The 13,279-nt window shown below is 37.5% G+C and carries 9 protein-coding genes; 4 read left to right on the plus strand and 5 right to left on the minus strand.

Annotation, left to right across the window (positions count from 1 at the left end):
* Positions 1-144: 144 nt before the first annotated feature.
* The 4 genes from FVB32_RS07905 (at position 145) to FVB32_RS07920 (ending at position 3,966) form a co-directional block, all read left to right on the plus strand.
* On the plus strand, positions 145-555 hold the full coding sequence (locus FVB32_RS07905) for an HYC_CC_PP family protein (RefSeq protein WP_246139846.1): 411 nt from the start codon (positions 145-147) through the stop codon (positions 553-555).
* A gap of 83 nt (positions 556-638) precedes the next feature.
* On the plus strand, positions 639-2,876 hold the full coding sequence (locus FVB32_RS07910) for a TonB-dependent receptor plug domain-containing protein (protein ID WP_147742899.1): 2,238 nt from the start codon (positions 639-641) through the stop codon (positions 2,874-2,876).
* A gap of 19 nt (positions 2,877-2,895) precedes the next feature.
* Positions 2,896-3,252, plus strand: coding sequence for a heavy-metal-associated domain-containing protein (locus FVB32_RS07915; RefSeq protein ID WP_147742903.1), 357 nt, complete (start codon positions 2,896-2,898; stop codon positions 3,250-3,252).
* A complete protein-coding gene (locus FVB32_RS07920) occupies positions 3,253-3,966 on the plus strand; it encodes a heavy-metal-associated domain-containing protein (RefSeq protein WP_147742906.1) in 714 nt (237 codons plus the stop codon).
* Here the strand turns inward: FVB32_RS07920 and FVB32_RS07925 are convergent.
* The 5 genes from FVB32_RS07925 to groL all read right to left on the minus strand — a co-directional run bounded on the left by FVB32_RS07925 (position 3,963) and on the right by groL (position 13,276).
* Positions 3,963-6,338, minus strand: a complete 2,376-nt coding sequence (locus FVB32_RS07925; protein ID WP_147742909.1) for a hypothetical protein — start codon at positions 6,336-6,338, stop codon at positions 3,963-3,965. The two genes, FVB32_RS07920 and FVB32_RS07925, sit on opposite strands and share 4 nt — an antisense overlap.
* 125 nt (positions 6,339-6,463) lie before the next feature.
* The gene (locus tag FVB32_RS07930; protein WP_147742912.1) at positions 6,464-7,954 is read right to left on the minus strand and encodes an alpha-L-fucosidase; all 1,491 of its coding nucleotides are present in this window, start codon (positions 7,952-7,954) and stop codon (positions 6,464-6,466) included.
* A gap of 11 nt (positions 7,955-7,965) precedes the next feature.
* Complete coding sequence (locus tag FVB32_RS07935) at positions 7,966-10,197, minus strand: DUF4838 domain-containing protein (protein WP_187269520.1); 2,232 nt, start codon at positions 10,195-10,197, stop codon at positions 7,966-7,968.
* Positions 10,198-10,234: 37 nt separating this feature from the next.
* A complete protein-coding gene (locus tag FVB32_RS07940) occupies positions 10,235-11,437 on the minus strand; it encodes a glycoside hydrolase family 18 protein (protein WP_147742917.1) in 1,203 nt (400 codons plus the stop codon).
* A 204-nt stretch (positions 11,438-11,641) separates the two neighbouring features.
* A complete protein-coding gene (gene groL / locus FVB32_RS07945) occupies positions 11,642-13,276 on the minus strand; it encodes a chaperonin GroEL (RefSeq protein WP_147742920.1) in 1,635 nt (544 codons plus the stop codon).
* Positions 13,277-13,279: the final 3 nt, after the last annotated feature.

Genomic DNA, 13,279 nt, shown 5'->3' on the forward strand with positions numbered 1-13,279 from the left:
GAACTATTTTTTTGCAAATGTATTTTAATCTGATCTTTTTGGTCGAAATAAGAGCCAAAAATAACATACTAAACTAGCTTAAATTTTAGTTAAGGAAATAGGAATAAACCCAGTCAAAGTGAAATATATTGTAATTTTGACCTTGTGAAAACCTTTTTTCATCATAGTACCTCAGTTTTTTTAGCCCTTATGGTGCTCATGTCTACGGTTTCTTGGACGGTGGATAAGCATTTTTGTATGGGAAGGGTTATGGATATTGCAGTATTTGGTCATGCCGATGATTGCGGTATGGAGGATGCTATGGCGGCAATGCAAACTACAGGTTTGGAAAATCATTGCTGTGATGATGAATCCTTCACCCTTCAAGGTCAGGATGATTTAAAACTTTCTTTGTCAGATTTAGGGTTGGACGACCAGCTATTTTTGGTGGCCTTCACCTATTCTTACATAGATTTGTTTGCACCGATTTCGCAATTACCTGTTCCAAACGAAAAATACCCACCCCCTTTATTGGTAAAAGACATCCAGATTCTGGATGAGGTCTTCTTAATTTGATGTATTGAACAAATTCCATTTACCCGTCTCATCTGTATGATTCGGGCACTAAGTTTTATTTTTAAAATTGTTCAATACAAAACATGAAAAATATTTTAATTCTTTTTCTTCTTTGGATTCCATTCCTATCAACCGCCCAGAAAAAAATTCAGGGTATGGTTATGGAAGCCAATGCAGAAAACAAACATATTGGGCTGGCTGGTGCAAACGTATACTGGCTAAATTCCCAAACCGGGACCATTACCAAAAATGATGGAACCTTTAGTATTCCATATTCAAAAGAGTACAATAAGCTAGTCATTAGTTATGTAGGCTTTAGAACAGATACGCTTACCATCGATAACCCTAAAATGGTGCATCATTGGTTGCAACCTAGCAATCAACTAGACGAAGTTGTGGTACAAAAGGAAAGGGATGCAGTACAGAAAACGTTCTTTGCAACACAAAATGTGGTTACTGTAAATAGTGCAGAACTTTTAAAAGCAGCATGCTGTAATCTGTCAGAAAGCTTTGAGACGAACCCCGCCATCGATGTCAATTTTAATGATGCACTTACGGGGACAAAACAGATTCAAATGTTAGGGCTTACAAGTCCTTATTTGCTTATTACACAAGAAAACATTCCTATGGTGAGAGGGGCATCACAAACCTATGGACTTACGTTTACCCCAGGTACATGGGTGGAAAGTATACAGATTACCAAAGGTAGTGGAAGTGTTGTAAATGGATATGAGAGTATTTCAGGGCAAATTAATACCGAATTGCAAAAGCCTTTGACCGATACCCCCGTTTTTGTGAATGCTTATGCCAATGTAAATGGTCGCTTGGAACTGAACACCCATTTAAATACGAAGCTATCAGATAAATGGAGTACAGGGGTATTCCTTCATGGAAATAGAAGGGATGTTGAGGTGGATAATAATGATGATGGGTTTTTGGATAATCCTTTGGCCAATCAAATTAATATTATGAATCGTTGGCAATACCAAAACCCTGAAAAAGGATGGGTTAGTTTTTTTAATGTTAGGTTTCTAAATGATGAAAAACAGGTAGGGCAAACCGATTTTAATCCAGATACAGATAGGTTTACCACAAATGCTTGGGGAAGTGAAATTGACACGCAAAGATTTGATGGCTCGTTGAAGTTGGGATATGTATTTCCAGAACTTCCTTATCAGAGTTTTGGTTTTCAGGCTTCGTATAGCAATCACAAGCAAGATTCGTATTATGGGTTTAATGTGTATGACATAGATCATGAAAGCATTTATTCCAATTTTATGTTCAATTCCATCATTGGAAATACAAAGAGTAAGTTTAAAACCGGATTAACGTTTGCCTATGATGGTTATAACGAGCTTGTAAATGATCAGACATTTGAACGTGTGGATAGGTCAGCTGGTGCTTTCTTTGAATACAGTTATACCAATTTGGAAAAATTAAGCTTTACCGCTGGTCTTCGTCTTGATTCGCATAACCGACTTGGAACTTTTTTAACCCCACGTTTTCACATCAGGTATACCCCTTGGGAAAAAGGAAGTTTAAGAGGTTCTTTTGGTATAGGGAGAAGAGCAGCCAATATTTTTGCTGAAAACCAACGACTATTTGCATCATCCAGAACCATACGGTTGGCACAGAATGGAGGGAACGTTTATGGTTTTGACCCAGAAAAAGCGACGAATTATGGAATAAGCTTTTTACAAGGTTTTTCCTTATTGGAGAGACCTGGAACCTTCTCAATTGATTTTTATAGAACAGATTTTGACAATCAAATTGTGGTTGATTGGGAAAACCCTAGAGAGGTCACTTTTTCAAATTTAGAAGGTGAAAGCTTTGCCAATAGCCTGCAGGTGGAATTAAACCATGAAATTCTGCCTCATGTTGAATTGCGCACTGCTTATAAATTTTACGATGTAAAAACGGATTATCAGAATGGGCTTTTACAAAAGCCATTGCAAGCAAGGCATCGGTATTTTGCGAACATTGGGTATAATACACCAGCAAAAGAGAACGGATCTCAATGGAGGTTCGACTATACCCTGCATGCTTTGGGCGAACAGCGTTTGCCAGATACTTCCGCAAACCCGGTAAACTTGCAATTAGGAGATTTCTCTGAGGGATACAGCTTAATGAATGCTCAAGTGACCAAGGTATTTTCAAAGAAGTTTGAAGTGTATCTGGGAGGTGAAAATTTAGGTAATTTTAGACAAGGAAACCCTGTTTTGGGTGCAGAAGACCCTTTTGGAACAAATTTTGACACAACAATTGTGTATGCTCCTATTTTTGGAAGAATGCTATATGCAGGCTTTAGATTTAAATCTTAATAAATAAAACAGAAATAAAATGAAAAATAGTGTATTAGTGATAGTTTTTATGTTGAGTGCAGTAGTCGGTTTTGCGCAAGACAAGAATAAAAAAGTGGCTTTTGAAGTAGATGGAAAATGTGAAATGTGCAAAATGCGAATTGAGAAAGCGGCATTGGCTGTTCCAGGTGTAAAATATGCACTTTGGGATATTCCAACACACCAGTTGTCCCTAATCATGGATGAACGTAAGACAGATCCAATGAAGATTAAAACAGCTTTGGTTTCGGCAGGCCACGATACTAAAGAGCTAAAAGCTACGCAGGAGGCATATGATCAGATTCATCCTTGCTGTAAGTATAGGGAAGATAATTCAGACGATAGTGATAAGCATTAAATGAAACAAACCTATTCAATTTCGGGAATGACCTGTGAAGGTTGTGTTGCCTCTGTTTCCGAGAAGCTATCTAAAACAAAAGGCGTTAAAGGCGTTAAGGTGAATTTGGAGAATGCCGAGGCAAGGATTGAGTCAAAGCACCATCTTTCAACAAGTGCTTTACAGTCAGCATTAGGTAGTAAATATATTATTTTGGAAGAGCCTTTTGTAATGGCAGAACAGGAAGTGGAAGAAAAATCGAAATGGGTACAATTAAAACCATTATTTCTCATATTCACCTATTTGTTTGGTGCTGCTATTTTGTTGCATTTTAATAACTGGGAGACCCAAGAGGTCATGTTGGATTTTATGGGTTTGTTCTATGTCGTTTTTAGTTTTTTTAAATTTTTAGATTTAAAAGGGTTCCCTGAAAGTTTTGGCATGTATGATCCGTTGGCAAAATTGGTTCCGGCGTATGGATGGTTGTATCCATTTTTGGAATTAGGTCTCGGATTACTTTTTTTAATGCGATTAGAGGTAACTTTTGCCTTGATCGCAACAGTGATAATTCTTGGAATTACCACCGTTGGGGTTACCAGAACATTGTTGAATAAGAAAAGTATTCGTTGCGCATGTTTGGGTACTGCACTAAAACTTCCAATGACTGAGGCAACTTTTATTGAAAATGCAATTATGTTGGCTATGGCGAGCTGGATGCTGTTTGAAGTGCTTTAGTTTAAAGAGATTTCATGGATATGGGAGAGGAGCGAACCATCTTCTCCCATACCTTCTATGAATAACTTGAACGCAGGGAGCTTGTCATCAGGAATTGTTAATATAGCTTCTCCTTTTTTGTTGGTTGATAGTTGAGGTTCCCAATGGACAACTCCATAGTCAATAAAATTCTGATTTTTGGAAGATATATATTTTGGTCTGTAAAACTCTTTACTTTTGGTAAAGCTATTCTCAACCAATTTTTCTGCGAAACGGGATGAGCTAAGCCTTAAAGAAGGCCCTTCTTTTCTGTAAATCCGGATTACTCCTCCGGAAGCATTGATATCAGCGGCCATACCATCAGTTTCAAAATAGACTTCGTCAATCTGGTTTAAAGGAATATTAAGTAGTTGCGTTGGATCTAGAACAGGGATATCATTTTCATAAATTCTCACAGGGCCAAGGATTGGTCTCATATTGGTGATAAAAACCTGTCCACGTCCTCTAGGGTTAACAATCACTCTAAATCCATTTCTAGCAATTAAATCCGTAAGAAGTGGACTCCTTCTTAATTCCTTCTCATCAATCTTGACCCCTCTAAAGGATGAGTCTATTAACGGTGATTTTCTCGTCAATTTATTTTCTATTTTTTCTTCAGTAAGTACAACTTCATCTAATATTATTAAATCCTTAGGTCGTACTAAAAAAATATTCTGATTTACTTTGTCTTTAATTGACGAATTGAAGTCAAAAGATAGGCTGTTCCGTTTTACAAGGGTAATAGAATCTTTGGTTGGATTAAGTCCAACAAAATCAATGTCCAAATCTGGTTTTCGTAAGCCTCCTCTTTTCTTTTTAACGGAAAATCTCATTGTGTCTCCATTTTTAAGCATTAAATCGGTAGCAGTAAAATTTATTGAATCCTTCAATTCCAGAAACAACATAGAGTTTATGTTATTTTGAAGAAGTACAAGAGATTCTTCCTTTTTTATTTTGGAATTTACTTGGCCAATGGCTTTTATGCCAAACTCAAATGGATATTCAATCTTAGGTATTCCCTGAAAGACTTTATCCCAACTGTAACGACTCCAACCTTGAGTCAACAAAATAAGGTCCAATTCGTATTCTTTGGCCCTTGTGATTTCTGTAAAATACCTGGCCGGGTTTTCCACAACGGATTTTAAATATGGTTGTAAAAGAAAGTCTGAAACAATACTCGTATTTGAATTGTTTGTAATACTGGTGGCTGGTAGTGTTGATACACTTAACGCCATTGGCGTATTGTTTTTTGAAAAGACATTGATTTTCATAGAGATAGAATCTTTTCTTTTCTTGAAAGGTTTATCAATCGAAGCAGTTGCAAGATTGGTTTTATAGTAATTGAAAATAAGTCGTTCCGAAATTGGCTCTAATTCTTTGTTGAAAAGCGTTATGATGTTGGTTCCGGGCAAAAGCTTTCGTTTTTCAATTTTTATCGTTTTAGAAATACTGTCAAAATTAAATGAGTTTAAAGTCATTAGACCATCTCTATGAATTGCAAGATGAAATATATCTCTTGAAATATCTTTAAGGGTTTCCAAGTTCGTGTTTAAAGAAACAACGAGTTTGTCATCGATTATGTTGTTAATGGCCATAGCAATGCCCTTAGGTTTTATTGGGGGCAACGATTTCTCCTCAACCTTACCATCTTTGGAATTTATCTTTAACCTATAAGTATCATCGGATTGAACCCTTAATTTAAATTTTCCAACACCATATTGGTTTGTGAAAAAACTGTTTACCACTCTATTTTCACTGTTTAAAACCTCTCCTTTAATTATTTGAATGCCCTTGCCATTTTCATCGATTAACCGAACTCCAACCATATTGTCAGCTTCATCTATTAAATGTCCTCCTTCCGGAAGTATTTGAAAATCAAAGGAGCCCTTATCATTTAACTCTGATGAAACAGGGTTGTTTATAATGATAACCTTTTGAACAAAATAATCATCTTCCTCAAAGTTCTTCATCCAAGATGTTCCTGCTTTAATATAATAAGTACCAGTGGTAAATGTCGAATCCACGACAAAACTGCCGTGACCAACCCCTTTGTCCATCAGAAAGAGTTCTTTTTTTATTTGTTTGCCTTTATTATCATACAAACCACAGTAAAGATTTGTAGTTCTAAAAGATGGGTTGCTGGATTTTTTATTGTAAGCATAAGCAGTCCACCAAATCTCTTCGCCCACAAAGAAAGTGGTCTTATTTAAATGTAAGTGGACAGATTCTCTAAAATGCTCAAAGTACTTGTTATAATCTTCTAGAAGTTGTTTTTTGTTGGTGTCTTGAGTGAAACCTGAAAAGGAAACTAAAAAAAAAAGTATGAGCAAAATACGAGGGTGAATAAACTTCATTTGATTTTTTCTTTAAGATACTAAAAAATCAAATCTCCACTTTTTTTATGTGATGATATTATGGCACTTTTAACGCAACCAAAGACTTTGATATCATAGATTTTTACGAAAAAACTTTACATGAGTTACTTCAATTTTATCACAAAGGCTTTGGTATCCAAAAGCTTTGACTTTAGATGATCAGGGATTTTAATGGTTAAACCATTAATAGATGATGTGCACTTCAATTTTGTATTAGAGCCAAGTATTTTTGCTTTTATATTCTTTTGCGTAGTGTACTCCTTAAACAATATCTCCGAAGGTAATGTCGTCTGATTTTCTTCTGTTAGGTAAATAAGATAAATAGAACCATCCGGCTTAGAAGTAATGCAAACGTTGTCAAATTTATAGGGAGCCATGGACCTAGTTCCATAAATGGCTTCACTATTTACATCCATCCAATCTCCTATCTCTTGCAGCAGTTGATAAGCACCTGTGTCCCATTCCCCTTCTGGACTTGGGGCAATATTCAGCAACAAATTACCCCCTTTTGCAACAATATCGACCAGCATGTGCACTGCTTCCCGTCCAGACATGTACTTTGCATCAAAAGAATAGGACCATGATCCGCCAGCAATAATACAAGATTCCCAGGGATAGGGGAGTGCTTTTTCCGGCACTCTGTTTTCTGGGGTTAAATAGTTTTGGTTGATGCCATGGACGGCTCGATCTACTACAATCAACCCTGGTTGTTTTACCCGGGCTTTTTTAACCAATTCATCCATTTTAATATCCTGGTTAATGATTCTGTGTTTCAGGTACCCATTTTCATTGTTTTGTAGCTGTTGATCATACCAACTAGTTATGGAAGATTTGGGTGTTTTGGCCACCCAACCACCGTCTAACCATAGGATATCTACTTTACCATAATCCGTAAGCAACTCTAAGATTTGATTATGGGTAAAATCTACAAATTTCTGCCACTTTTCAGGATTTGCTTCAGGCTCATAATTCACATTACGGTCCCTCGGAGGGTAATAAGGATCCCAATACGATGGTTCGTGCCAGTCTGGTTTTGAAAAATAGGCTCCGGCCCAAAATCCCTCAGCTCTAAATGAGTCGAAAATCTCCTTGGTGATGTTCGCCTTTGGATGAGATGAAAAAGGTGTTTCTGAATCGGTAATCTTATAATCCGTGTATTTTGAATCGAACATGGAAAAACCATCATGATGTTTGGTCGTAAATACCACATATTTCATACCTGCATTCTTTGCGGTGCTCGCCCATTTATCTGGATCAAACTTGGTTGGATTGAAAGTCTTTTTTAAATCTTCGTATTCTTTCTTGTACGTATAGTAATCCTGAGGGTTAGACCCTTTTTTGCGCTCGCACCATCCATATTCTTCTGGACAAAGCGACCATGATTCTACAATACCCCATTGGCTATAAGTGCCCCAATGCATTAATAGCCCAAATTTTAGATCTTGCCATTTCTCCAGCTTTTCCAACACCAATGGGTCTTTTTCAGGAGTATAGCGCTCATCCTCATACACCGCTTGTGAGGAAGCATTTTGAGGAATAAAAAACAAGCATGAAATAAAGCATATAAATAACGATAGATTGGAATTCTTTTTCATTATTGAATTTTTTAGTTGATAATGATTTCATCCGCAAATACCCAAGAAGGCAATCCTGCAGCATGATGCCAATATGGGGTTTTAGTATTTTCTGCAACAACTTTTATATAACGCACGTTTTCTTGCTCAAAACTCAAATCAAAATACGATATATCATTAACCTTGCTATCCTTATTTAAAGGAGCGGTGTTGCTTAAGGTTCCCAAGGGCTTAAAATCGGTATTATCAGATGACCCATAATAGGTCACGGAAGAAGGAAAAAATACCACATGATTGGTTACCTGAAGAAAAGCCATTGATACTGTACTTATAGGCTGAGGTTCCCCTAAATCGATGACCACTTCCATGTTATTGCCCTCATATCCTAGCCAATTGGCATAAAAGCTACTGCCGCCAAGGGCGCCATCTGTTAATACCATCGGATTTTCTTCAGCATACTTTTTTGGTTTGGTCAATGCAACCACATTTTTTCCTTTGGCCTTGTTTGGTTTTTGTGCGATTTTTAAAGCCGACATATAATTGGATGCATACTCATTTACAGTAAAACCCATTTCATTCATTAATGAAATGTCATTTTTACGGGCAGTATGAATGAAATTGTCCAGTAAGGATGCCACCATAGGATTGATGACCTCTTTAGGATTTTTGGCCATGACCATAAGGCTGTAGTCTTTGGTGATGTTTTTTCTACTAGCTTCCAAAACAGCATAATCAACACCTAAACGAGCCATTTTTACGCGATCAAGAAGCTCTTGTTTATTGGCAACTGCTTTTTCAGCTTCATCAAACAAGTTGGAATATTCTTTTAGAAGTTCTGGATTTAAATAGGATGAAAATGCCTCGGATGGGTCACCATATAAAAAGAGGAAAAAGTCATCATCTTTCTTAATTTCCGCATGGATTAATTCAACGTATTTTTTGATGTAGGGTCCTGCCTGTTCATAATATCCATCTGTAAATTCGGTTAGCAGTTCGTCAAAATCCAAATCTGGATTCCAAAGTAATTTGGCAGTAATGTATGAACGTAGTTCAAAGAGTTCACTGGGATTATGACTATGTTGCTCGAATACCCATTTAGCATTGTTATTTCTAAACAATTGAATGTTAGGCTGCAAAGTATAAATGTTGGGAAAGGGAGACAGGAAATTGGTGAACTGAGTGGTGTAATCCCAAATCCTAATATTATTGGTTAGCTTGCCCCAGGCAATAAGATCATCAGCAAAATCCGTACACTTTTCTGAGATAGGGGCACTTCGATCACATTCAATGGAACAAAGGGTAATTAAAACGTTTGTAGCTGGATGGGTTTTTGGTGCCTTACGGGTATATTGATATGCTAAGGTGGAAATGGTTTTATTGGGAAATGATTCTGCCACCTGGTTTACAAAACGAATCATGGTACCTGATGGACTTCCTTCGGAAGTATCAACTTTACTGCAATTATCGCATTTGCAATACTGTTGGTTGTCATCTTGACTTACGGAAATTACAGACGCTTCTGGGTTTTTGCTAAAAAAAGAAGCTACAGAGTCTTTAACAATCGCTAAAACCTTGTCATTGGTAAGACAAAGTTGTGTTGGGAGTCTTTGCTCTCCTCTAAGCGCATAATATTCAGGATGGTCCTTATAAAAAACCTCTTCGGGCATAAACCTATGAAAAGTATGAACCTTTGCGGTAGGCACATAATATGGAAAAGCTTCGTAGGTAACTTTCTGCTGATCTGCAAATTCGTGATTTTCATAAAAGAGTTTCGAGTGCACCGTTCTTGTATGGATCTCTGGGGTGTAATCGTAATCAATTGGGCTAACAGATATGGTCCTGGAAGGAGGTATTTTTTCCACGCCAGGGGCATACCACTTGCATGCTAGATATTTTTCCAAAAATTCATAAATCCCATTTTTTACGGCCTGATCAGAGCCTCCAGAAATATATAGGTTTTCATTTTCTGTTCTGATTATTACCTGTTGTGGTTTCAGATTTTCTGTTTTATGATTTCCCACATATATTTTTTTCTTTCTGGCATCCAGAGAGAGCTCATCTACTATTGGAAATTGTGCACCACTTATTTTACTGAGATAATATTGCAGTTTTACAGAAGACTTATAAAGACTTTCAGAGGCGTTTTTCTTTAGCACTATTTCATAATTGGTCTTTCCATTTTCGGTAAGAGTGATGTTGCTTTTGTTGCAGGAATTGACGAGTAATCCTATAGTTATCAGAAGTGTCAATACAACTTTTTTCATGGGCACTATTAGATTGAATTTAATATGTTTACGTAATCTATTCCCTAATGGAAGCATCGTACATTGCTTTCAAAAGACTATTGTCCTCTTTGGTGTCATTCCCTAGTTGCCAAAACATTATTCCTCCCAGTTTCTTTTTTAAAGCATATTCAGTTTTTAGCCTTACCGATACGGAATCATCATAGCTGATAAAAACACTGTCTTTTGCACTAAAGAGATACGGTGCTTTTGCAACGGAATCCCAATGCCTTTTATACGCGTTATTGGCTTCAAATTCTTTGCGAATCTGCGAATAGCCACTCCAGCCAATATGTGCTCCTTTATTTGGTTGATAAAGGCCATTGTTTTCTGGAGGTACTCCTTTCCACGCTCTTCCATAAAACGCAGCACCAATGACTATTTGCTCAGGTTTGACACCATTTTCAATACAGAAATCAATAATCTTCTCCGCAGATCTTGGTTCGTAGGTGAATCCACGTTTTTCCATGGCTTCTTTACGTTCTTCAAGGTATTCCCAAGCAGGTGTTCCTTGAATATCTTCCTCTTCAATTCGGCCAAGAGCGGTGTGATGCCCTGTGAAAGGGGAATTTCCACCTACTTGATCATAGGTCATCACATTCATGAAATCAACATATTTCATAACCTCGTTCAGCTCCACATTGTTATAGTATCGCTTCCATCCCGCTGAGGCAAATGTCAATATCTGATCTCTTTTGAGTGTATTTAGTGCTTCGCGAAGCTCCTTCATAAGTAAGGTGAAGTTTTGTTTGTCTTCTGGTCTTGCACCGGTATTGGCAGCTGGTATGGCCGGGTATTCCCAATCCATGTCCAATCCATCGAGCTGATATTCTTTATTAAAAGCAACAACACTATTTACAAACTTCTTCCTATTTTCAGGTGTATGCGACATGTCTGAAAAACCATCCGCTCCCCAACCGCCACATGCAATCATCACCTTTAAATGTGGATGATTTTTACGTTGCGCCACTAGTTCTTGTAGCTTTTTGCCATTTTCTGCATGTCTAAATTTCATTTCACCGTCTATTACATTGGTGAAGGAAAATATGATATGTGTTAATTGATCCAAAGGGAGTTGGGCTGGGTTATAATCCTTTTCAGGTACATAGTATCCCATAACAGCAATAGGGTCGCTTTTTGTTTTGTTGTTGACGAAGGCCACTAAAAAAGTGGATATCATTATGAGAGCTAAAGGGAGGATGTAATACCTATTATGTTTCATGTGGTAGGAGTTTTATCACAAAAAATTACTTAATAAAAACTACCTTTTAGAAAGTATTAGACAGAAAACATAGGAGAAAGTATAAACAACAGCTTTGGGACGAATAATCATAGTAAACTGTATTGGTCAAAGTTATTCCAATAAAAAAGCGCTCCAATTTTGGAGCGCTTTTTTAAGATTGTAAATGCTTGTATTACTGTTGGATTACATCATACCAGGCATTCCACCTCCGCCGCCCATTGGAGGCATGGCAGGAGCATCTTCTTTAATATCTGTTAACGCACATTCTGTGGTTAAAATCATTCCAGAAACTGAAGCAGCATTTTCCAAAGCAACACGAGTTACTTTAGTTGGATCTATGATACCTGCTTTCATCATTTCAACATATTTGTCAGATTTGGCGTCAAAACCAAAATCTCCTTTACCTTCCATAACTTTGGCAACAACAACGGAACCTTCACCACCTGCGTTTTCAACTATAGTACGTAGTGGAGATTCAATAGCTCTAGCTACAATTTGTAATCCAGTTTCTTCGTCCGCATTAAGCGCATCAACTTTTGAAAGAACAGATTTTGCTCTTACCAAAGCAACACCACCACCGGCAACGATACCTTCTTCCACTGCAGCTCTTGTTGCGTGAAGCGCATCATCTACACGATCTTTTTTCTCTTTCATTTCAACTTCAGAGGCAGCACCAACATAAAGCACCGCAACACCGCCAGCCAATTTGGCCAAACGCTCTTGTAGTTTTTCTTTGTCGTAATCTGAAGTAGTTGTTTCTATCTGTGCTTTAATTTGGTTAACACGAGTCTTAATGTTTTTAGCAACGCCACCGCCATTAACAATTGTAGTATTGTCTTTGTCGATTGTTACTCTTTCCGTTGTACCCAACATATCTATGGTTGCAGTTTCTAAAGAGAATCCTCTTTCTTCTGAGATAACAGTACCATTGGTAAGGATAGCAATGTCTTCCAACATGGCCTTTCTTCTATCACCAAAACCTGGAGCTTTTACCGCTGCTATTTTTAATGAACCTCTTAATTTGTTCACCACCAAAGTAGCCAAAGCTTCACCGTCCACATCTTCAGCTATGATCAACAATGGTTTTCCTGATTGTGCCACTGGCTCCAATACAGGAAGTAAATCCTTCATTGAAGAAATTTTCTTATCGAACAATAATATATAAGGATTGTCCAAATCAGCGACCATCTTTTCAGAATCGGTTACGAAGTAAGGAGAAAGGTAACCTCTATCAAACTGCATTCCTTCTACAACATCAACATACGTATCTGTTCCTTTTGCTTCTTCTACAGTGATAACACCTTCTTTGCCCACTTTTCCAAAAGCTTGTGCTATTAAGTCACCAATAGTTCCATCGTTGTTAGCGGAAATTGCAGCAACTTGTTTGATTTTTTCTGAGGAGTCTCCAACTTTTTTGGATTGTTTGGAAAGGTTTTCAACGATTGCTTCAACCGCCTTGTCAATTCCTCTTTTCAAATCCATTGGGTTGGCGCCAGCTGCTACATTTTTAAGACCTTCTTTTACAATTGCTTGAGCAAGAACTGTAGCTGTTGTAGTTCCATCACCGGCCAAGTCATTGGTTTTGGAAGCAACTTCCTTTACCATTTGCGCACCCATGTTTTCCAATGGGTTCTCCAATTCAATTTCTTTTGCAACGGTAACACCATCTTTGGTTACTTGTGGAGCCCCGAAAGATTTACTGATGATAACGTTTCTACCTTTTGGTCCTAAGGTAACTTTTACCGCATTGGCCAAGGCATCAACACCTTTTTTTAGCCCGTCACGTGCATCTATGTCAAACTTAATATCTTTTGCCATTTT

The organism is Flagellimonas hymeniacidonis, assembly GCF_008040165.1.
In the GTDB taxonomy this organism is placed as follows: Bacteria; Bacteroidota; Bacteroidia; order Flavobacteriales; family Flavobacteriaceae; genus Flagellimonas; species Flagellimonas hymeniacidonis.